Origin of the sequence: Streptomyces sp. NPDC048639 (genome assembly GCF_043199075.1) — a bacterium.
Classification (GTDB): domain Bacteria; phylum Actinomycetota; class Actinomycetes; order Streptomycetales; family Streptomycetaceae; genus Streptomyces.
This window is the reverse complement of record NZ_JBICVP010000002.1, coordinates 644,266-665,729: the sequence shown is the minus strand read 5'-3', so window position 1 is coordinate 665,729 and position 21,464 is coordinate 644,266. Positions and strand designations below refer to the sequence as shown.

Below are 21,464 nucleotides of genomic sequence, written 5' to 3'. Positions count from 1 at the left end.
CCGCCCCGGGGGGCCGAGAGGGGGGTGGGGGGACATGGACACCGGAACGTCCGGGCAGTGCACACGGGGCGCCGCCGCCCCTGGCAGCCCAGCCTTCCGGGACCACGGATTCGCCGGCCCCGGCCTGCACCCGGACGACCTGCCCGACGGCCTGGTCGTGGCCGACGAGACCGGCCGCGTCGTCTGTTTCAACGCCGCCGCCGCCCGGATCACCGCCCGCCGCGCGCAGGACATGATCGGCCTGCCCGTGGAGCGCGCACTGCCGCTGGAGGACCTGAAGGGCCGCCGCTGGTGGACGGTCACCGACCCGTACGGGGGCCTGGCCATCCGCGTCGGTCAGCCGGAGCGCAATCTGCTCCTCCCCGGAGGCCGTGAGGTCCTGGTCTCCGCACGCTACGTCCGCAGCCGCCCCACAGGACCCGTGCACCGGCTGGTGGTCTCCCTGCGGGGCACCGAGGCCCGGCGCCGTACGGAGCGCAGCCACGCCGAGCTGATCGCCACCGTCGCGCACGAGCTGCGCTCCCCGCTCACCTCGGTCAAGGGCTTCACGGCGACGCTGCTCGCCAAGTGGGAGCGCTTCACCGACGACCAGAAGCGGCTGATGCTGGAGACCGTCGACGCCGACGCGGGCCGCATCACCCGGCTCATCGCCGAGCTGCTCGACATCTCCCGCATCGACTCGGGCCGCCTGGAGGTCCGCCGCCAGCCCGTCGACATGGTCGCCGCGGTCCGGCGGCACGTGGCCGGGTTGACCGGTGCCGGGCACAGCCCGGAGCGCTTCCTCGTGGATGTGCCGCACCAGCTGCCCGACCTGTGGGCCGACCCCGACAAGATCGACCAGGTGCTGGGCAACCTCCTGGAAAACGCCGTGCGCCACGGCGAGGGAAAGGTCACCATCGAGGTGGCACCCCTGCCCACCCGTGCGGACACGGAAGGAACGGCCGTCACCGTGAGAGACGAAGGCCCCGGCATCCCCGAGGAGTCGATGGACCGCGTCTTCACCCGCTTCTGGCGGGGCAGCAAGCGCGGCGGCACGGGCCTGGGCCTCTACATCGTCAAGGGCATCGTCGAGGCCCACGGCGGCACGATCGAGGTCGGAAGGGCTCCCGGCGGCGGCGCCCAGTTCCGATTTACGTTGCCCGTGGGCACCCCCGCCTTTATGAAGTAAAGGGTGTCGCGAAGCGTCGTTGTCAGGGCGACGGTGGGCGACGGGTGGGGCTGAGCCGCCCGCGGGCGCCCCGGGCCCCTCGCGCCCCGTAGACTCGACCTTTGGCACCTTCGGCCATCTCGGCCGCCCTGCCACCGAGCGCGGGCCGCGCCAGCAGCTATCGGAAACACGGGAAGAGATGTCGGCACCCAATAAGTCGTACGACCCTGTCGAGGTCGAGGCACTGAAACCGGAAAAGATCGCGCGCATGCGGGACGAGGCGCTCGCCGCCATCGCCGCCGCAGACGGTCTGGAGGCCCTGCGCGAGGTCAAGGTCGCCCACGCCGGCGACCGCTCGCCGCTCGCCCTCGCCAACCGCGAGATCGGGGCGCTGCCGCCGCACGCCAAGGCGGACGCGGGCAAGCGCGTCGGCGGTGCGCGTGCCGAGGTGGGCAAGGCCCTCAAGAAGCGCCAGGAGGAGCTGGAGGCCGAGCGCGACGAGCGCGTGCTGGTCGAGGAGGCGGTGGACGTCACGCTGCCGTACGACCGCACCCCCGCCGGCGCCCGCCATCCGCTGACCACGCTGATGGAGCGCATCGAGGACGTCTTCGTGGCCATGGGCTACGAGGTCGCCGAGGGCCCCGAGGCCGAGGCCGAGTGGTTCAACTTCGACGCCCTGAACTTCCCGCCGGACCACCCGGCGCGCGCCATGCAGGACACCTTCTTCGTCCGGGGCCCCGACCCCGACGCGGACTCCGGTGTCGTGCTGCGCACCCACACCTCCCCGGTCCAGGTCCGCTCCATGCTCGACCGCGAGCCGCCCGTCTACGTGGTGTGCCCCGGCCGGGTGTTCCGTACGGATGAGCTGGACGCCACCCACACCCCGGTCTTCCACCAGGTCGAGCTGCTCGCCATCGACGAGGGCCTGACCATGGCCGACCTCAAGGGCACCCTCGACCACATGGTCCAGGCGCTCTTCGGCGAGGGCACGAAGACCCGGCTGCGGCCGAACTTCTTCCCCTTCACCGAGCCGTCCGCCGAGATGGACATGCAGTGCTACGTCTGCCGCGGCGCGTCGGTGGGCAACCCCGACCGCCCCTGCCGTACCTGCAACAGTGAGGGCTGGATCGAGCTGGGCGGCTGCGGCATGGTCAACCCGCGGGTGCTGACCGCCTGTGGCGTGGACCCGGAGAAGTACAGCGGATTCGCCTTCGGGTTCGGCATCGAACGGATGCTGATGTTCCGCCACAACGTCGAAGACATGCGAGACATGGTCGAGGGTGACGTGCGCTTCACCAGGCCGTTCGGGATGGAGATCTGATGCGGGTCCCGCTTTCCTGGCTGCGGGAGTACGTCGACCTGCCGGCCGGTGAGACCGGCCGTGACGTACAGGCCAAGCTCGTGGACGCAGGGCTCGAGGTGGAGACCGTCGAGCAGCTCGGCACCGGCCTCAAGGGCCCCCTGGCCGTCGGACAGGTGCTCACCATCGAGGAGTTGGAGGGCTTCAAGAAGCCCATCCGCTTCTGCACCGTCGACGTCGGGGCGGCCAATGGGACCGGCGAGCCGCAGAACATCGTGTGCGGCGCCCGGAACTTCGCCGTCGGCGACAAGGTCGTCGTGGTCCTGCCCGGCGCCGTCCTGGCCGGTGACTTCAAGATCTCCGCGCGCAAGACCTACGGCAGGACCTCCGAAGGCATGATCTGCTCGGCCTCCGAGCTGGGCATGTCGGACGACCACGACGGCATCATCGTCCTCCCGCCGGAGCACGAAGTCGGCACGGACGCGATCGAGCTGCTCGAACTCGTCGACGAGGTCCTCGACATCGCCGTCACGCCGGACCGTGGCTACTGCCTGTCAATGCGCGGCGTGGCCCGTGAGGTCGCAACCGCCTACCGGCTGCCGCTGCGCGACCCGGCGCTGCTCGACGTCCCGGCGCCCAACGAGTACGGGTACCGGGTCAAGATCGAGGACCCGCAGGGCTGCGACCGCTTCACCGCCCGTACGGTCACCGGCCTCGACCCGGAGGCGCGCTCCCCGATCTGGCTGCAGCGCCGGCTGCAGAAGGCCGGGATGCGGCCGATCTCACTGGCCGTCGACATCACCAACTACGTGATGCTGGAGCTCGGTCAGCCCCTGCACGCCTACGACCGGTCGCGGATCGACGGGCCGATCGGCGTGCGCCGCGCGATCCAGGGCGAGAAGTTCACCACCCTCGACGGTGCCCACCGGGCCCTGGACCGCGAGGACTTGGTGATCACCGACAACTCCGGGCCCATCGGACTCGCGGGCGTCATGGGCGGTGCGAACACCGAGATCGCCGACACGGACACCGACCCGGAGACGGGGGAGGCCCGGGGCACGACCGATGTCGTCATCGAGGCCGCGCACTTCGACCCGCTCGCCATCGCCCGTACCTCCCGCCGCCACAAGCTGTCCTCCGAGGCGTCCCGGCGCTTCGAGCGCGGTGTCGACCCGGAGGCGGCGGCCGCGGCCGCGCAGCGGACGGCCGATCTGCTGGTGCTGCTCGCGGGCGGTACCGCCGAGGCGGGCGTCACCGAGGTCGTCACCCCGTCGGGGCCGCGGACGATCACGATCCCCGCCGACCACCCGGACCGCGTCGCCGGTGTCGCCTACGGCCGCGAGACCGTCGTCCGCCGCCTCCAGCAGGTGGGCTGCTCCGTCTCCGGGCAGGACGAACTCGAGGTCACGCCCCCGAGCTGGCGGCCCGACCTCCGCGACCCCAACGATCTCGCGGAGGAGGTCATCCGGCTCGAGGGCTACGAGAACCTGCCCTCCACGCTGCCGCGGCCGCCCGCCGGCCGTGGTCTGACCGAGCGTCAGCGGCTGCACCGCCGTGTCGGGCGCGTGCTGGCCGGGTCGGGCTATGTCGAGGCCCCCAACTACCCGTTCATCAGCGTGGCGGTCCTCGACCAGCTCGGCCTCGGCGCGGACGACCCCTCCCGGCGCGTCGTCACGCTCGTCAACCCGCTCTCGGACGAGGAGCCCGCGCTGCGCACCACGCTGCTGCCCGGGCTGCTCGGTGCGCTGCGGCGCAACCACGGGCGCGGCGCGCACGACCTGGCGCTCTTCGAGACCGGGCTCGTCTTCCACGCCGGTGAGGAGCCCGTACGGGCGGCGATCCCGGCCGTCGACCGGCGCCCCGCCGACGAGGAGATCGCCGAACTGAACGCGGCGCTGCCCGGCCAGCCGCGGCATGTCGCCGTCGCCCTCGCCGGCGCCCGCGAGCAGGCAGGATGGTGGAGCAAGGGCCGCCCGGCCGAGTGGGCGGACGCCGTCGAGGCGGCCCGTGCGGTCGCCCGCGAAGCCGGAGTGGACCTCGTCGTGCGCGCGGCGCAGTACGGGCCATGGCACCCGGGCCGCTGTGCGGGGCTCCATGTGCGGACCGCCGAGGGCGGGACTCGACTCGTGGGCTACGCGGGCGAGTTGCACCCGCGCGTGGTCAAGGCGCTGGGTCTTCCGGAGCGCACCTGCGCGATGGAGCTGGACCTCGACCGCCTGGAGGGCGCAGTCGCGGGCCCGGTCCAGGCGCCGTACGTGTCCACCTTCCCGGTGGCTACACAGGACGTGGCGCTCGTGGTGGACACCGACGTCCCCGCGTCCGAGGTGGAGGCCGCACTGCACGCGGGCGCGGGTGAACTCCTGGAGTCGCTGCGGCTGTTCGACGTGTTCACCGGTGAACAGATCGGCGAGGGCAAGAAGTCGCTGGCGTACGCGCTGCGCTTCCGGGCCCCCGACCGTACGCTCACGGTGGACGAAGCCAGTGCGGCACGCGATGCCGCCGTGGCCGCCGCGGCCGAACGGGCGGGCGCCGCACTCCGCGGAGCGTAGTCGGCCCGCGGACCCGCGGACGACACAGGCACAGACGACGCAGGGGCGCCCCCGGCCATCCGGGGGCGCCCCTGCGTCATGCCGTGCGCCCCGCGTCGTACGGGCATCGCGTGGCCGCGGATCGGCGCACGGGCGCGGGCAGTTGGGGGTCCGTCGTCCACCCGGGCGCCTCGCGCCGTGGGCACACGGGTGAGCGAGGGGTGGTCACCGGAGCGCCGCCCCCTCCCGGCGTGCCGTGATTGGTAGATGTAGGGCCGTACCGCCCAGCTGGAGGAGAGGGCAGCCATGGCCGCAGCGACATCACGACGCCCGACGTACCGCGCCGGCGACGGCGCCCGACCCCAGGGTTCCGCGTCCACCGCCGTCGACGAGACCGCCCGGCGCGCCCCACGCTGCGAACTCCTCGCCGTCATCGGCCCGTCGGGCCCCACACGTGCGGCGCTGCTGGCAGCGCTCGCGGAGCGGCCCTGGCCGCAGGACGGCGCGGCGGCGGCCGGGGACGGCCACCGGATTGCCGTCGTACGCTGCCAGGGTGCGGAGGCACCCGACCCGCGGGCCCGTGTCGCGGAGCTGCTCGCCGAGGCTGGTGACGACACCCTCGCCGTCACGGGCCTCACGATGGCCGAGGCGTGTGCGCACGGTGGTGCGGACGGCGCCCTGTCGCCGCACATGCGGTACGAACACCTGTCCGCCGCCGACCAGTTGGTGGTCGCGCTGGCTCTCGCCGTCGCCGGCGGGCCCGGCGCCGTCGTCGTGGATGGCGCCGACAACGGGCTCGACGCCACCGGATGTCATCGGGTCTGGTCCCGGCTCCGCAGGGTGGCCGAGTCGGGGACCACGGTCGTCGCCGCCTCCGAGTCGGCAGCGGCGGCCGGACTCCACGCGCACCGCACGGTGCTGCTGCCCGCGGTGCGCGGGATCGGAGCAGCGGGCGGGGTACGCGTACCCCTCCACGGCTGAACGGCTTGCCGACCCGACCCTGGCGCCCCCTGGCCGACCCTCTGCCCCATCACCGCCCTTGCGGTCCGGGGCAGTTGGGCTCTCCGAGGCTTCTCACCCCGGTCGGGCCGCCGGCGTCTCGCGGTGGGCGCGGTGAACCCCCGTGGGACTCCGGCCGCACGGCCACCTCCTCAGGGTGCAGTGCTGAGCCGAGGCTCCAGCCAGGCACCAGGGGCCCGGCTTTCCCGGTCACATGACGCCGGGGGAGCGGGGGCCGGCCGCTGTTCCCGGCGCGCGCCGCTGTTCCCGGCGCACCGGCGCACCGGCGCACCGGCGACCGGCGGACCGGCGCACCGGCGGACCGGCGACCAGCGGACCGGCGCACTGGCGGACCGGCGCACCGGCGACCGGGCAGACCCGGCACCGACCCCGACGGCCCGCCGCGTCTCATGCACGGCGACGTGCCGCCATGTCGCCCATGGCCCGCGCGAGTTCGGAGCGCCCCGGGATGCGCAACTTGCGGTATGCGCCGGTCAGATGGGTCTCCACCGTCCGCAGGGACACGTACAGGTGCGCCGCGATCTCCCTGTTGCTCAGCCCCTGTACGGCCATCGACACCACCCGCTCCTCACCGGCCGTGAGCGGCGAGGCGTCCTTCGCCGGGCGGTAGGAGCCACGCCCCCCGGCGTCGTGCAGCCGCTTCTGCAGGCGTTCGGCCAGCAGCGCGGCGCCCGAGCGGACCGCGACGTCCAGTCCGCGCCGCAGGGCGGTCCGCGCGCCCTTCCTGTCCTCCCGTGCGAGCAGCGCGCCCCCGTACGCGTAAAGGGCGCGGGCGAGTTCGAGGTCCGCCGGTGTGTCGTCGAGCACCCCGACCGCCTCGGCCAGTTGCTCCAGGCCCCGCCCTCCTCCGGAGGCCATGCCCGCGGCACGCAGGGCCACACCGAGGCCGCGGGGGATCCCCGCGCGCCGGGCGAGATCCAGCTCGCGTTCGATCAGGGCGTGTGCGTCGGCAGGCGCCCCCATGGTGAGCAGCGCGCGGGCCGCCCGCGAACGCCAGGGGCCGAACGCCGGGTTGACCGTGCCCGCCGCCTCCCAGTGGCGCCCGGACTGCATCATCAGCGACAACCCCGCGCGGCTGTCGCCCTGCGCCGTGCGCAGGGAGGCCAGGCTCATCAGAAAGCGGGGCCATTCCCACGAGACGTCGGCGGGGTCCCCGGCGGCATGTGCACTCGCGACCCGATCGGCGGCCGTGAGGTCCCCGCGTTCGATGTGAACGTCGATCATGATGGCGTCCAGGGCCGTCCTGAAGGGCAGTTCACCGTCCGACCGGGCCCGTTCGTGCGCGGCGCGGGCGGCCGCCGCGGCGTGGTCGATGTCGCCCCGGCACAGGGCGATTCCGGCGCGGTAGACGAGCAGTGACGAGGCCATCAGTGTCATGCCCTGCCCCGCGGTCTCCCGCATGAGGCGGTCGCACAGGGCGTCGGCGTCGTCCAGCCGGTCCAGATACAGCAGGGACTGGGCGACGGTGTAGTGCAGGGGGAAGAGGCCGTGCGAGAACGTGGGCAGGTTCACCGAGGCGCGGTCCGTCAACTCCGCGACGTGCGCGGCGGGTTCGGCCGCACGGAGCGTGTCGAAGGCCCGTATCGCCAGCAGTTGCCGTTCCGCGGGAGTCACCCCCGCGGGCTCGGCCATCCGGCCGCGGACTCCCGCCGCCGGGACAACTGCGCGCCCGCCGTGTGCACCGGGGCCGCCCGCCGCGACGGCCTGACGCTCCGCGGCACCCTCCGCCGTGTCCGTGTCCGTGTCCGTGTCCGCATCCGCGTCCGTGTCCGTGTCCGTATCCATGCCCGAGTCCGAGTCCGCGGAGGGCAGGGCAGCGGCCGGCGGGGCCGTGGAGCCCACCGAGGGGCGCTCGAACTCCAGCCACCAGCTCAACGCCCGCATACGGAGCCGGGATTCGCGCTTCAGGGACGACGACTCCGCGAGCGTCCGCAGTTCCCGCGCCAGCCGCCCCAGCGCCGTCGCCCGACCCCGTCCGGCGCGCGCGAGCAGATGCGAGAACGTCAGGACGCCGACGGCCTCGCTACGGGCCGCGGCGTCGGTCAGGCACTCCAGCGCCGTCGTGCCGTACGACACCGCCAGCGCGGGGTCGTAGTAGCCGGCAGCCGCCGCGAGATCGAGCAGCACCCGGGCGGTCTCCGCGCCCTCGTCGGGCTGGTGCACGGCGTGGCGCAGATACGTCACCGCCGTCTCGGCCGCGCCCCGGCGCAGCGCGTCGTCGGCGGCGCGGCGCAGCACCGGCAGGGCCCACCGGCCCGGCACGGGCCCCGCGGCCAGCAGATGCGCCGCCACCTCCTCCTCGGGTCCTCCGCTGAGGTGCAGGACACGGGCCGCCCGCGCGTGCGCCTCGCCGACCTGCTGCGGTGTCCACTCCGACAGCACCACATCGCGTACGACCGGGTGGACGAAGCGCATCTCCTCGCCGTCGCGCAGCAGCCCCGAAGCCTGGAGCCGCGCCGCCGCCGAACCGATCACCGCCTCGCCCGTACCGCAGTACGCGGCGAGCAGCGCAGCCGTCTTGCGGTCGCCCAGAATCGCCAGTCCGCGCGCCAGTTGGGCCGTGTCGTCCGACCCCTGGCCGAGGCGGTGCCTGATCTCCCGCGCGAGAGTGGGGAGTCCGAAGGTACGGATCCGTTCCCGCTCCTCGCGGGTCGGACGTACGCCACCGCGCTGCGCGTCGCACAACAGCGCCCGCAGGAACAGCGGATGGCCGTCGGTCGCGGCGTGGCAGGCCGCGCAGAAGGACGGGTCGGGATCCGGTACGCCGAACACCGCCGCGACGAGCCGCTCCACGCTGCGCGGGCCGAGCGGCTCCAGGACCAGGGTGTGACACACCGAGGGGTGGATGAGCTCGTTGTAGAGGGGGCCGGTGGCGGCCCGGTCGCCGCCGCGCGTGGTCACGGCGATCAGGATCGGCCGGTCGTCCGCCCGGTGGACCAGACCCACCAGCCAGCGCAGCGACGGAGGGTCGATCCACTGCAGGTCGTCGACGGCCAGGAGCAGCGGCCGGGACCGGGACAGCCGGGAGACGAGCGTGTCGAGACCGTAGCGGGCCTGCGTCGCCTCGGACCCGGCTCCGGTCCGGTCGTGCCCCGCGGCCCCGGCCCCGGGGTCCAGCAGCTCCAGCGCCGCCTCTTCCGCATCCTCCAGCAGCGACCTGCTCTCGCCGCCCGCCGGCTGGTCGAAGAGCGGGCGGAACAGCCTCCGGACCGTGCCGAAGGCGAAGTCGCGCTCCAGCTCCCGGCACCGCACCCGCAGTACCCGGAACCCCTGGACGCGGTCGAGCCAGGTGTGCAGGAGCGCCGACTTGCCGCTGCCCGCACGCCCGTCGAGCTGGACCACCCGCGTGCCGGTGGCCGGTACCTCCGCGGCCACGGCGTCGAGGTGTGCCAGCTCGTCCTCACGCCCGACGAGCGGCCAGTCCGGGCCGGAGGGAGAGAGCCCGCCCGGTGCGGCGTGGCCAGGGTGGCCACGGCCCGAGCGTTCCGTGGGATGCCTGCTGCTCATCCGGCGTTACCTCCGTCTTCGGAGAGCCAGACGTCAGCTCGGAGGCCGGGGTTGCCCCGTTTGCGAGACTGTTCACCAGGTGTTGCGGAATCGACGGGTCCGCGGTGCGCCGGCCCCTCCTTACGCCCGGTCACCGGACCGCCCGAACCCGCCCTCACACACCGTGCGCAACGCCCTCCCGGACGCCCGTGCGCGCCTGTGACGGCGCGCACACGAGAGGCCGTCGCGTCCTCCAGGACCTCCCGCGAGAGGCGTGCTCACGACGAAGGGACCGCGGCCGCCCGCGGCTCACGCCCTCCGATGCACGGCGACCCGGCCGACCGCGCTCCGCGATCGGCCGCTACGCGGACGCCGCTACGCGATCGGCCGCTACGCGGACGCCGCTACGCGATCGGCCGCTACGCGGACGCCGCTACGCGGACGCCGCTACGCGGACGCCGCTACGCGATCGGCCGCTACGCGGACGCCGCTACGCGGACGCCGCTACGCGGACGCCGCTACGCGGACGCCGCTACGCGCAGGCCGCTACTCGTAGAGGTAGAAACCCGAGCCCGACTTGCGGCCCAGGCGCCCCGCGTCGACCATCCGCTGGAGCAGCGGGGGAGCGGCGTACAGCGGCTCCTTGTACTCCTCGTACATCGAGTCGGCCACCGACGCCACGGTGTCCAGGCCGATGAGGTCGGAGAGCTTCAGCGGGCCCATGGGGTGGGCGCAGCCCATCTCCATGCCGTTGTCGATGTCCTCACGGCTCGCGATGCCCGACTCGAACATCCGGATCGCGGAGAGCAGATACGGGATCAGGAGCGCGTTGACCACGAAGCCGGAGCGGTCCTGCGCCCGGATCGCGTGCTTGCCGAGCAGATCCGAGACGAGCTTCTCCGCCCGCACGATCGTCTCGTCGGAGGTGGTCAGCGCCGGAATGAGCTCGACGAGCCGCTGCACCGGAGCCGGGTTGAAGAAGTGGACGCCGATGACCTGGTCGGGCCGGGAGGTGGCCACGGCGAGCTTGACCAGCGGGATCGAGGAGGTGTTGGAGGCGAGTATCGCGTCCTGCCGAGTGACGACCTGGTCGAGGATCTGGAAGATCTCGGTCTTGACCTGCTCGTTCTCGACGACCGCCTCGACGACCACGTCCCGGTCGGCGAACTCCCCGAGGTCCGTGGTGAAGCTCAGCCGGTCCAGCGTCGCGTCGCGCTCCTCCGCGGTGATCTTGCCGCGCTCCGCCGCCTTGGCGAGGGAGTTCGTCAGCCGCGTACGGCCGATCTCCAAGGCCTCGCCGGTGGTCTCGGCGACCATGACCTCCAGACCGGAACGGGCGCACACCTCCGCGATACCCGCGCCCATCTGGCCGCAGCCCACCACTCCGACGCGTTCGATGTCGGTCACATCGTGCCTTTCGCTGATCTTCTTCGGCTTCAGCCCCAGACGTTACTCCGCACGGGCGAGTACCGAGGGCCCCGGGGCGGGCATGCTGGGTGCGTAGGGCGGGACTTCCTGGCACGGAGGGGGCGCGTCATGAGGCATATCTCACGCAGAGGATTCGCGGCCGGGGCGGCCGGAACGCTGTCCGGACTGCTGACGGCCGGGGACGCGATCGCCTACGCGCCCGAGGGGGATCCCGGGGTGATCCGCCGTCCGCAGCGGCAGTTCCGCGGCATGTGGCTGGCCACTGTCGCCAACCGCGACTGGCCCTCGAAGCCCGGACTCCCCGCGGAGCGGCAGCAGGCCGAGCTCCTCGCCTTCCTCGACACGGCGGTGCAGCGCCGGCTCAACGCCGTGATCTTCCAGGTGCGGCCGACCGCCGATGCGCTGTGGCCCTCCCCGTACGAGCCCTGGAGTCAGTACCTCACGGGCCGGCAGGGCGAGGACCCGGGCTGGGACCCGCTCGGCTTCGCGGTGCGCGAGGCTCACCGGCGCGGACTGGAGCTGCACGCCTGGTTCAACCCGTACCGGATCGCCAACCACACCGACCCGTCCCTGCTGGTCCCCACCCACCCCGCGCGGCTCCACCCTGAGTGGGTGGTGCCCTACGGCGGCAAGCTCTACTACAACCCGGGCCTGCCCGAGGTCCGGCGCTTCGTCCAGGACGCCATGCTCGACGCCGTACGGCGCTACCCGATCGACGCCGTGCACTGGGACGACTACTTCTACCCGTATCCGTCTCCGGGGCAGGTCTTCGACGACGACGCGGCCTGGGAGGCGTACGGCGCGGGCTTCCCGGACCGGGCCGCCTGGCGGCGCGACAACACCGACCGCCTCGTCCGCGAGACCGCGCTGCGCATAGGGAAGCTCAAGCCGCGTGTGCGGTTCGGGATAAGCCCTTTCGGCGTCTGGCGCAACCGGGCCACCGACCCCGAGGGCTCCGACACCCAGGCGGGGGTGCAGACCTACGACGATCTCTACGCCGACACCCGCGGCTGGGTCCGCAAGCGCTGGATCGACTACATCGTGCCCCAGGTCTACTGGAACATCGGGTTCACCGTCGCCGACTACGCCAGGCTCGTGCCCTGGTGGGCGGACGTCGTCGACGGGACCGGCGTGGACCTCTTCATCGGTGAGGCGCTCTACAAGGCGGGCGACCCGGCGCAGCCCGCACCCTGGCAGGATCCCGCCGAGCTGTCCCGCCATCTGACGTTCGACCGGGACTTCCCGCAGGTCCGCGGCAATGTCTTCTTCTCGGCAAAGGAAGTGGCCGCCGACCGCATCGGGGCAATGGCCCGAGTGGTCGCCGACCACTATCCGACGCCGGTGCGCCCGCCGCGCTGAGCCTGCGGAGCGCCTTCGGCCCGTCCTGATCTCTGCCGGTCTCTGCCGTCTCTGCCGGCCGGCGCCTGCCTAGCGTCCGGGGATGGCTTCTCCCGGGTGCCGCACGATCGCGTCGGGGCCCGGGGATACCACGCACTCCTTGCCGTCGTCCTCGAAGCGGATCCGGTAGGGCGGTTCGCCGTGGTCCCCCATCACTTCGACGATCTTGGCCGTGCGGTCGTGGTGCCCGACCGTCCTGCCGTGGACGAGCAGCGTGTCGCCTTTCTTCGCTTCCATCTGCGGTGACCTTCCGCTCAGGGGTGCTGCGCCTGATGTCCCAGAGTGTGGTGCTCCGTTCCGTAAGTGTATTGCGGCAACCGGTTCCCGCACCCCCCTGGGCGGCCTGTCAGGACCGGGCCCGCTGGGTGACCGCGATGCAGACGAGCACGGCTGCGGCCGTCAGTGGGGCGGCGGGAGTGAGGTGCTCTCCCAGCAGCAGGACGGACCACACGAGCGTCAGCAGGGGCTGGGCGAGCTGCAACTGGCTGGCTCGCGTGACGCCGATTGCGGCCATGCCGCGGTACCACACGAGCAGCCCCAGGAACTGGGAGCCCGCGGCGAGCCAGAGAACCCCGGCCACCGCGTGACCGGTGAGGTGCACGGGCTCGGCGAGCAGCGCGAACACGGCACCGGCGAGCGCGGCCGGGAGGCAGGCGACCAGGGCCCAGCCGATGACCTGCCAGCCCGGCAGGTCGCGCGCGAGGCGCCCGCCCTCGGCGTAGCCGGCGGCGCAGACCAGCAGGGCGGCGAAGAGATACAGGTCCCCGGTCGTCGGGGTGCCGCCGCTCTGCACCAGGGCGAAGGCGATGACGACCGCGGCCCCGGCGAGGGCGGCGACCCAGAACATCAGGGACGGCCGGGCCCCGGTGCGGACGGCGGAGTACGCGGCGGTGGTCAGCGGCAGCAGTCCGACGACCACGGCGGCGTGGGAGGTGGTGGACGTCTGCAGCGCCAGCGTCGTCAGCAGCGGGAAGCCGACGACGGCACCGGCGGCGACGACGAGCAGCCCGGCCCAGTGGCGGCGGTGGGGGACCGGGACGCGACGGGCGAGCAGGCAGCTACCGGCGATGAGAGCGGCCAGGACGATACGGGCCGTGGTCACGCTCCAGGGGCCCAGGCCCTCCAGTGCCCATGCGGTCGCGGGAAAGGTGAGGGAGAAGGCGGCCACGGCCAGGGCGGCGAGGAGGGTGCCGCCTGCGTTGGCCGTGCCGTGAGACGTCTGCCCGGGGAGGGAGGTCTCTCCGGCCGCGGATGTCTGTCCGGTCCCGGGTGCCTGTCCGGTCCGGGGTGCCCGTCCGGTCGCGGTCGTGTGCCCGGCCTCGGGTGCCTGCCCGGCCGTGGCGGCCTGTCCGGTTCGCGGGGCGTACTCGGCCATGACGGTCTGCGTGCCCGCGCCCGCGCTGGTCCGGGGGTTCACCGCGCCGGGGATTCCGCTTCCCGCCGCTATCGCCACGGTCTCGATAGCGCTATCCTCGCTTCTCATGCAAGAGCGTAGCAGTGTGGGTGAGCTGGCGGAAACCCTGCGTACAGAGCTGAACCGCTACTCGTACGGTGAGAAGCTGCCATCCAGTCGGGCTCTGGTGGAGCGCTACCGCGTCAGCCCGGTGACGGTCACGCGGGCGCTGGCCGTCCTCGCGGGAGAGGGGCTCGTCGTCACCCGTCCCGGCGCCGGCGCCTTCCGTGCCGAACCCCGCCGCCGTACGCCCGAGCCGGGCGACACCTCGTGGCAGGAGCTGTTCCTCAGCGCCGAATCGGCCTCCGCATCCGGCGAGCCCATTCCCCGTACGGTCGACGCCTCCGGGGTGCTGGCCACGCTCGCCGCACCGCCGCCCGGCGTGATCGAGTTCAACGGCGGCTATCTGCACCCTGCCCTCCAGCCGGAACGGGCCATGGCCGCGGCCCTGGCCCGGGCCGGACGGCGCCCGGGAGCCTGGGGCCGCCCGCCGATGGAGGGCCTGGCGGAGCTGCGTGCATGGTTCGCGCGCGAGATCGGCGGACCCGCGGGCCCCGTGGGCGCCTCCGAGGTGCTGATCACCGCGGGCGGCCAGAGCGCCCTCACCACGGCGCTGCGCGCGCTCGCGCCGCCCGGCGCCGCCGTGCTCGTCGAGTCGCCCACCTACCCGGGCATGCTCGCGGTCGCCCGGGCCTCGGGGCTCCGCCCGGTACCGGTCCCGGCGGATGCCGACGGCGTACGGACCGAGCTGCTGGCGGCCGCCTTCCGCGCGACGGGGGCGCGGGTCTTCGTCTGCCAGCCGCTGTTCCAGAACCCGACCGGGGCCGTGCTCGCCCCGCATCGCAGGAGCGAGGTCCTGCGCGCCGCGCGCGAGGCGGGCGCGTTCGTGGTGGAGGACGACTTCGCGCGCGTCCTCGTCCACGACGACGCGGGGACGCTGCCACCGCCGCTCGCGGCGGAGGACCCCGACGGGGTCGTCGTCCACCTGCGCTCACTGACCAAGATCACCTCACCCAGCCTGCGGGTCGGAGCCCTGGCCGCCCGCGGGCCCGTGCTGAGCAGGCTGCGCGCGATCCAGGTCGTCGACAGCTTCTTCGTCCCTCGTCCGCTCCAGGAGGCTGCGCTCGAACTGGTCGGCGCGCCCGCCTGGCCGCGCCATCTGCGCACGGTCCGCGCGGAGTTGAGGGCCCGCCGCGACGCGATGGCGGCCGCGGTACGCCGTGAGCTGCCCGAACTGGCGCTCACCCACGTGCCGTCGGGCGGCTACCACCTCTGGCTGCGGCTGCCGGAAGGCACCGACGAGGACGTGCTGGCCACCGCCGGACTGCGCGCGGGCGTCGCGGTCGCCACCGGAGCCCCGTACTTCGCCGCTGAACCACCCGCCCCGCACTTGCGGCTGAGCTTCGCGGGCGTGGCGGGCGCGACCGAAATCGCCGAGGGCGTACGGCGGTTGAGGACCGCGTGCGACGAGGCGATCGGCCGCTGAGGGCGGTCCCGAGGGGCGGGTGACGGCGCTGGAGAGACGGGTGGACGTCGGTTGCGCGGTTACGGGCGGCCGCGCCCCCGGCCGGTCAGGCACACGCTGATGACGTACCCGCCGGGAGCGGAGCTCGGCCCGGCGCGTTGCGCCGTCGTGCCCGCACGCATCGTGTCGTGCCCGTACGCGTCGTACGGCCGGCCGTGCACCTCTTCCATGATGCAGAATCGCGATCCCCGGTCCTTCTTCACGATCTGGCCCGAGTCGGTGCCGGGATCTCGCCCGAGTCGGTGCCGGGCCCCTGCCGCACGATGAGGGTCTCCATGGCGGTCACGGCTCCACGGGGCATGGCCGGGCTTCCCGGGCGCCGTTGTCCCGCGCTGCTGCCCGTGCCTGAACGCGCCGCGCGGCGGCGGGATTCGGCCGGCCGGCCGACGCGGGCGCAGCGGCGAGGCCGCCCGCCGCGGGCAGGACGGAGGCGTCGCAGACCGGAATCTTCTCTGCTGGAGTCAGTGCCGAGAAGACCGGCCGGTCCGGCGGGCCGTGCCGTGGGTCCCGGGTCCACCGTGCCTGGCGGTGTGCGCGATGGCGTGCACAGCGGCGCATCCCGCGAGCCTCAGGCTCGTGGCAGGTCGCGCAGTTCCTCCGCCAGACGGGTGATGCGGCGCTTCCACGCCGTGAGTGCCGTGTGCCGTTCCGCCGTCAGCTCGCCGGGGCCGGTCTGGGTGAGAACGAGCCGGGCGCCATGACCCGTACCGTTCGTCAGTTCCCAGCGGACGCGGCCCGCCGTATTGCCGCCCGACTCCCATGCGTACTCCAGCAGTTCGGGCTCCTTGGCCGAAGTGACGGCTCCCGCGGGCACGCGGTCGTTCGTGAACGCGGGCGGCACCGCGCCGCCCGCCCCGGCCGCCGTGCCGCCCTCGCCGGCCAGCAGGGCCCAGACCCGCTCGGCGGGCTGGGTGAGCTGGCGCTCGAAACGCACCACCCAGCCGTCCGCGGTGTCCGAGTACACCCCGCCGTTCAGCCCGAACTTCTCGACGTAGCGGTCGTGCATCGCGGCCACAGGGAAGCCGGGCTCGACCGGCCGGTCGTCCACCACGGCCTCCAGGGCGTCGAGGCAGACCTGCCAGCCGCTGGCGTAACTCGCCGCGGCGTAGCGGTCGTCGAAGATGTGGGTGAAGACCAGCAGGCAGCCCGTGCCCTCCGGGGTGAGTTCGAAGCGGATCAGGTCGTCGCTCTCGCGGGTCATCTCCGCCGGGGCCCGGGTGCTGAAGGCGAAGAGCCGCGGCGGGTCCAGCTCGGTGACGACGGCGTCCAGCGTCGTGCCCGCGCCGTCGTCGAAGCGGATCTTCCCGCCCAGGCGCAGGTCCAGTTCGGCGGCCCGGAACGGGTACCACCGGCTGAGGTGTTCCGGCTCGGTGACGGCCCGCCAGACCTTCTCGGGCGAGTGGGCCAGTCGCCGCTCGATGCGCAGGACGGGCCGGCCGTCCGCGGTGGTCAGCGTCTCGTTCATGACTGATCCTTCCGGTCGGCGCCGGGGACGTCCGGCGCGGCGTCGGTGTCCGGCAGGGCGTGGGGCTCTGCCACGGCACAGGGCTCTGCCACGGCACCGGGCTCCGGCGCGGCACCGGGGCCTTCCGGCATCGTGTCGAGGTGCCGTTCGAGGGCGTCGAGCCGCTCCTCCCACAGCCGCCGGTACGGCACGAGCCAGGCGTCGATCTCGGCGAGAGGCTCCGGGCGCAGCTCGTACCACCGTCGCTGTGCATCCCGGCGGACATGGACGAGACCGGCCTCGCGCAGCACTCGCAGATGCTTGGAGGTACCGGGCTGGCTCAGCCCGAGGTGGTCGGTCAGCTCGCCGACCAGGCGGGGGCGCTCCAGCAGCAGATCGAGGATCCGCCGGCGGGCCGGCTCCGCGAGCACGTCGAAGGGTATGGACACGCCCTCGAACATACTCCCAGAGCTATATAACTGCAAGGGAATGTAAGCGAGGGGAAGCCGGACGGCTGCCGCGCCCGCGATCAGCGGCGGCGCAGCTCACCCGCCGTCGTCCCGGTGCGCTCCCGGAGCAGGATCCGGAGCGTGTTGGCGTGCTCGTAGCCGACCTTGCGGGCGATGACGTCCAGCGGCATACCGGTGGTCCGCAGTAGATGCGAGGCCCGCTCGACCCGCAGGTCCTGCACGAAGCGGACCGGGGAGGTGCCGAGCGTGCGGCGTACGGCCCGCTGGAGCGTGCGCTCGCTGACCCCGATGGCGTGCGCGCCGTCCGCGATGGAGATCGGCTCGTCCAGGTGCACGCGCGCCCAGCGCTCGAAGGCGGCCAGGGTGGGATCGCTCTGCGCGAGGGCGGCCGAGATGGTGTACGCCGCCTGGGAGGGTCGTTCGTCGACGACCAGATAGCGCGCGACGAGGTCGGCGAGCACCGGGCTGCTCATCCGGACGATGGCGAGCGCGAGGTCGACATGGCCGAAGGCCGCGCCCGCCGTCGTCACTCCGCCCGACGACGTCACCATGCGGGTCTCGTCGATCGTCACCGCCGGGTAGCGCTTGCGGAAGTACGGTGCGAGCCACCAACTCGTCGTCGCCTGGCGCCCGTCGAGCACGCCCGACTCGGCGAGCAGGAAGGTGCCCGTACAGGCCGAGGCCACGGGGGTGCGGCGCTCCCGCGCCGCCACCACCAGTCGCCGCGCCGCCGCGGACGCCGGTCCCGAGACGTGCGCGATCAGCGCGTCGGGGCGCCGCTCCGCCAGCGCGGGCACCAGCAGCAGGTCGGTCTTCTCCGCCTCGGCGACGGGCGCGGTCGTGACCACATGGCCCGCGCCCGTACGGACCCGGCGGCGGAAGCCGACCGTCGTGACGTTCCAGGCGGGCGGCGGCTCCGGGAGCTCCGTCCGCATGCCGTTCGCCCCGTCCAGGACGTCGAGGATCGCGGCGAGCCCCGAATCGAAGACGCCGTCGTACGCCAGCACTGCTATATCCATGACGGAAACCGTATCGGAAGCGTCGCTTGCGACACTGGGAGGCGAGGGCTCGGCCTCCTAGGTTTGCTGATGTCCGGACAGCGGCCGGTGCGACGGCACCGCCACCGAATCCGAATTCGACCACCACCCCACGGGAGTGCACCATGACCAAGCTCGGCCTGCTGGCCAGGATCGAAGCCAAGCCCGAGTACGCCGACAAGGTCGACGCCATGCTGCGGGACGCAGTGCAGGCCGCCCGCGAGGAGGAGCACACCGTCACCTGGTTCGCGTTCCGCCAGAGCGCCACCACGTTCGGCGTGTTCGACACCTTCCAGGACGAGGACGGCCGCAAGGGCCACCTGGAGGGCAGGATCGCCGCCGCGCTGATGGAAGCGGCGCAGACGATGCTCGCCGAGGCGCCGGACATCCGGCCCGTCGACGTCCTGGCGGTCAAGCTTCCCTGATCCGGCCCCGTGTGCGGCCCGGGAGCGTCAGCTCTGTCGGGAACGCTATGGAAGCTGTCGTGAGCGACGCTCCCGGGGGACCGCCGTACGCGCCTAGATTCGCGGTACGGGGGCGAGCACCTCTCGCCCCCGTACCGCACGCACATCGACAACACGCCCCACCCGACGGGTCATTAGAGGCCCCGCCCGACGGGGCGTTCGAGGGACGGAACGCACCATGGCGCAGCCCGCCGCCCAGAATCCCGCCACGCCCGCGACCGCGCCGGAGACCACCGCGACCGGAACCGACACTCACGTCGACCACGGCGGCGGTACCGGACACGGCACGGATGCCGCGGGTGTCCGCTCACGTATCCACACCTGGGACCCGCCGACGTCGTACGCGGACGTCGGTGGCCGCTCGGGGCTCGAGCTGGCGCGCATGAGCCTGGACGGGAGCCTCCCTGCGGCGCCGATCTGCGGCACCCTCGGCTTCCGGCTCGTGGAGGTCGAGGAAGGCCGCGCCGTCTTCGAGGGCGAGCCGGGGGAGCACCTCTTCAACCCCATGGGCACCGTCCACGGCGGTTTCATGGCGACCCTCCTCGACTCCGCCCTCGGTACGGCGGTGCTCAGCGCCCTGCCGTCCGGCCGCGCGTACACCACCGTTCAGCTCGGGGTGCATCTGGTCCGCCCTGTCCTCGGCACCACCCCGACGCTGCGCTGCGAGGGCGCAGCCGTGCATGTCGGCCGTACGACGGCGACCGCGGAGGCGCGGATCACCGGGGTGGCCGACGGAAAGCTGTACGCGCACGGGACGACCACATGCGCCGTCTTCGCCGTGCCCGGCACGGCCTGAAGAGCGAGGATGGATCACATGACCAGGACGACGGTCGTCAATCTCAAGGGCCACCGCGACGATCCCGACTATGCGGACGTCGTCTACGTCGGCAGGGCGATGCACCGCGGCGGATGGGACCTGAAGGGATCGCCGCTCGCCAGCCCCTTCCGCCCGGGTCCTGACGGCACGCGGGAGGAGGTCGTGGCGAAGTACCGCGCGTATCTGCTCGGCCGCCCGGACCTGCTGGAGCTGCTGCCGGATCTGCGCGGCCGCCGGCTGGGCTGCTGGTGCGTCCCCGAGGCGTGCCACGCCCAGGTCATCGCGGAGCTGGCGGACTCCCTCGACGCGTAGGGCCTTCCTCCGTCGGTGCGGCGGGTCGAAGTCCCTTTCCCTGGGCCGGAGTTGCCGTTCGCCGGGCCGAAGTCCCGCTCTCCGGAACGATATTCCGTCGGCGCGCAGGCAGCCGTTCGCCCCATGGAAGCGTCCTACGGGATGCGGTCGGGCCGCGACCCCAGGTGGATACGTGGATACGGCGCCATGACGCAGGCCGCGACGCGGCACCCCGCGACGGAACGAGGGAGACCATGACGGAGCGCAGGATCGTCAGCAGGCGCGGCCTTCTCACCGTGACCGGTGCGGTCTCGTCCGCGGCAGCAGCGGCGTGGGCGGCAGCGGGCTGCGGTCCGTCCCGTTCCACCAGGCGCGGCATTCCCGAACCGGTCTCCTTCCTGCGCACCTCGTGGTCGACCGACCCCTTCGCCCTGTGCGCGTACTCCTTTCTCGCCCCCGGCCCCCTGGGCACATCGGTGCGGACGAAGCTGGCCGCCCCGGTCGGTGAACGGCTGCACTTCGCCGGTGAGGCCACCTCGGGCGAGGCGCCGGCGACGACCACCGGTGCGCTGCTCAGCGGCCGCAGGGCCGCGCGCGACATCCTGGAGACCGCCCGCGACGGTGCGCGGGTCACGGTCATCGGCGCCGGGTTCGCCGGACTCGGCTGCGCCCGCGCCCTCGCCGACGCGGGCATGCGCGTACGCGTCCTGGAGGGGCGCGACCGCACCGGCGGCCGGACATGGACCCGGCGGCTCGCCGGGGTGCCCGCGGAGATGGGGGCCTCCTGGATCCACTCCTGGCGCGGCAACCCGGTCACGGAACTGCTGAAGCGCACCGGGGGCCGCTCCTCGCCCTTCGACTACGACAACACGGCCGGCACGGACGAGGCGGCCATGGCCGAACTCGCCCGCCACACCGGCAAGCTCGACGCCGTCGAGGACCCCGACACCACCCCCGTCTCCGCGGTCTTCCCCGAGAACCCATCGGCGGGACTGCGCTGGGCGGCCAACCTGACGTACACCCAGGAGTACGCCGCGGAGCCCGGCCAAATCTCCGTCAGCGCCCTGGAGGAGGGCACCGGCGGCCGCGGTGGAGACGTTCTGCTGCCCGACGGCTACGACCGGCTCATCGACTGGCTCCGCGGCGACATCCCGGTCCGTACGGGTGCCACGGTCACCGCCGTCCGTCACGGCGCGGGTGGGACGACCGCCGTCCTCGACGGCGGGGAAGAGGTCGAGTCGGACCACTGTGTGGTGACCGTGCCCATCGGCGTCCTCAAGGCGGGCCGCATCACCTTCGATCCGCCGCTGCCCGCCGCCAAGCGGAACGCCGTCGACGCGCTCGGGGCGGGGCTGATGGACAAGCTCTGGCTCCGCTTCGACGACGTGTTCTGGGACCGCGACGCCGACGTCCTCGAATGGTTCGACCCCGATGAGCCGGGCCTGTGGCCCTACTGGGTCAACGGCCACAAGGTCTTCGGCGAACCCCTCCTGCTCGGCTTCAACGCGGGCCACTACGCGCACCGCCTCGCCCGCTGGTCCGACCGCCGGGTCGTGTCGAGCGCGATGGACGCCCTGCGCCGTATGCACAGGTGACGCTGGGGGCGGCGGACGGTCTCCGGGATCGTGGAACCGGGGCCGACACATGTCAGCATGA

The 21,464-nt window shown here is 73.2% G+C and carries 16 protein-coding genes and 1 pseudogene; 10 read left to right on the top strand and 7 right to left on the bottom strand.

The genetic code is table 11. The features are described 5' to 3' along the window. Nucleotides 1-34 precede the first annotated feature (34 nt). The 4 genes from ACGFNH_RS07280 to ACGFNH_RS07265 all read left to right on the top strand — a co-directional run bounded on the left by ACGFNH_RS07280 (nucleotide 35) and on the right by ACGFNH_RS07265 (nucleotide 5,956). Nucleotides 35-1,168 (top strand): sensor histidine kinase, encoded by a 1,134-nt coding sequence (locus ACGFNH_RS07280; RefSeq protein ID WP_393652027.1) that lies wholly within the window; start codon nucleotides 35-37, stop codon nucleotides 1,166-1,168. A gap of 178 nt (nucleotides 1,169-1,346) precedes the next feature. Beyond that, nucleotides 1,347-2,468 (top strand): phenylalanine--tRNA ligase subunit alpha, encoded by a 1,122-nt coding sequence (pheS, locus tag ACGFNH_RS07275; protein WP_393652026.1) that lies wholly within the window; start codon nucleotides 1,347-1,349, stop codon nucleotides 2,466-2,468. Next, nucleotides 2,468-4,996, top strand: coding sequence for a phenylalanine--tRNA ligase subunit beta (gene pheT / locus ACGFNH_RS07270; protein ID WP_393652025.1), 2,529 nt, complete (start codon nucleotides 2,468-2,470; stop codon nucleotides 4,994-4,996). The genes pheS and pheT overlap by 1 nt, the downstream gene beginning before the upstream one ends. Nucleotides 4,997-5,281: 285 nt before the next feature. Further along, complete coding sequence (locus tag ACGFNH_RS07265; protein ID WP_393652024.1) at nucleotides 5,282-5,956, top strand: hypothetical protein; 675 nt, start codon at nucleotides 5,282-5,284, stop codon at nucleotides 5,954-5,956. Nucleotides 5,957-6,382: 426 nt separating this feature from the next. Here the strand turns inward: ACGFNH_RS07265 and ACGFNH_RS07260 are convergent, their stop codons facing one another. Both ACGFNH_RS07260 and ACGFNH_RS07255 read right to left on the bottom strand, forming a co-directional pair. After that, a complete protein-coding gene (locus ACGFNH_RS07260; RefSeq protein WP_393652023.1) occupies nucleotides 6,383-9,502 on the bottom strand; it encodes an AAA family ATPase in 3,120 nt (1,039 codons plus the stop codon). 525 nt (nucleotides 9,503-10,027) lie between these two features. Next, nucleotides 10,028-10,888, bottom strand: a complete 861-nt coding sequence (locus ACGFNH_RS07255; RefSeq protein ID WP_393652022.1) for a 3-hydroxybutyryl-CoA dehydrogenase — start codon at nucleotides 10,886-10,888, stop codon at nucleotides 10,028-10,030. 129 nt (nucleotides 10,889-11,017) lie between these two features. Here ACGFNH_RS07255 and ACGFNH_RS07250 point away from each other — a divergent pair, with 129 nt between their 5' ends. Then, nucleotides 11,018-12,268 (top strand): glycoside hydrolase family 10 protein, encoded by a 1,251-nt coding sequence (locus ACGFNH_RS07250; RefSeq protein ID WP_393652021.1) that lies wholly within the window; start codon nucleotides 11,018-11,020, stop codon nucleotides 12,266-12,268. A 69-nt stretch (nucleotides 12,269-12,337) separates the two neighbouring features. Here the strand turns inward: ACGFNH_RS07250 and ACGFNH_RS07245 are convergent, their stop codons facing one another. Together ACGFNH_RS07245 and ACGFNH_RS07240 are read right to left on the bottom strand one after the other, a co-directional pair. Further along, nucleotides 12,338-12,544 carry a DUF1918 domain-containing protein gene (locus ACGFNH_RS07245; RefSeq protein ID WP_393652020.1) on the bottom strand — a complete coding sequence of 69 codons (207 nt, stop codon included), beginning with the start codon at nucleotides 12,542-12,544 and terminating at the stop codon, nucleotides 12,338-12,340. A 109-nt stretch (nucleotides 12,545-12,653) separates the two neighbouring features. Then, the gene (locus ACGFNH_RS07240) at nucleotides 12,654-13,790 is read right to left on the bottom strand and encodes a DMT family transporter (protein ID WP_393652019.1); all 1,137 of its coding nucleotides are present in this window, start codon (nucleotides 13,788-13,790) and stop codon (nucleotides 12,654-12,656) included. Here ACGFNH_RS07240 and ACGFNH_RS07235 point away from each other — a divergent pair. Next, entirely contained in the window at nucleotides 13,789-15,246 is a 1,458-nt protein-coding gene (locus ACGFNH_RS07235) for a PLP-dependent aminotransferase family protein (RefSeq protein WP_393652018.1), read from the top strand. The two genes, ACGFNH_RS07240 and ACGFNH_RS07235, sit on opposite strands and share 2 nt — an antisense overlap. A gap of 607 nt (nucleotides 15,247-15,853) precedes the next feature. On the opposite strand, the gene ACGFNH_RS07230 is transcribed toward ACGFNH_RS07235, so the two are convergent. The 3 genes and pseudogenes from ACGFNH_RS07230 to ACGFNH_RS07220 form a co-directional block, all read right to left on the bottom strand. Further along, on the bottom strand, nucleotides 15,854-16,750 hold the full coding sequence (locus tag ACGFNH_RS07230; protein ID WP_393652017.1) for an SRPBCC family protein: 897 nt from the start codon (nucleotides 16,748-16,750) through the stop codon (nucleotides 15,854-15,856). A 116-nt stretch (nucleotides 16,751-16,866) separates the two neighbouring features. Beyond that, nucleotides 16,867-17,178 (bottom strand): annotated as a pseudogene (locus ACGFNH_RS07225) (ArsR/SmtB family transcription factor); the annotation flags it as partial. Between the two features lie 80 nt (nucleotides 17,179-17,258). Beyond that, a complete protein-coding gene (locus tag ACGFNH_RS07220; protein WP_393652016.1) occupies nucleotides 17,259-18,218 on the bottom strand; it encodes a GlxA family transcriptional regulator in 960 nt (319 codons plus the stop codon). A 143-nt stretch (nucleotides 18,219-18,361) separates the two neighbouring features. On the opposite strand from ACGFNH_RS07220, the gene ACGFNH_RS07215 reads away from it, so the two are divergent. The 4 genes from ACGFNH_RS07215 (at nucleotide 18,362) to ACGFNH_RS07200 (ending at nucleotide 21,403) form a co-directional block, all read left to right on the top strand. Beyond that, nucleotides 18,362-18,661 carry a putative quinol monooxygenase gene (locus ACGFNH_RS07215; RefSeq protein WP_393652015.1) on the top strand — a complete coding sequence of 100 codons (300 nt, stop codon included), beginning with the start codon at nucleotides 18,362-18,364 and terminating at the stop codon, nucleotides 18,659-18,661. A gap of 217 nt (nucleotides 18,662-18,878) precedes the next feature. Further along, nucleotides 18,879-19,496 (top strand): PaaI family thioesterase, encoded by a 618-nt coding sequence (locus tag ACGFNH_RS07210; protein ID WP_393652014.1) that lies wholly within the window; start codon nucleotides 18,879-18,881, stop codon nucleotides 19,494-19,496. A gap of 18 nt (nucleotides 19,497-19,514) precedes the next feature. Next, nucleotides 19,515-19,829: a DUF4326 domain-containing protein gene (locus ACGFNH_RS07205; RefSeq protein ID WP_393652013.1), complete on the top strand. Its 315-nt coding sequence runs from the start codon at nucleotides 19,515-19,517 to the stop codon at nucleotides 19,827-19,829. A gap of 233 nt (nucleotides 19,830-20,062) precedes the next feature. Beyond that, nucleotides 20,063-21,403, top strand: a complete 1,341-nt coding sequence (locus tag ACGFNH_RS07200; RefSeq protein ID WP_393652012.1) for an FAD-dependent oxidoreductase — start codon at nucleotides 20,063-20,065, stop codon at nucleotides 21,401-21,403. The last annotated feature ends 61 nt before the right edge of the window (nucleotides 21,404-21,464 follow it).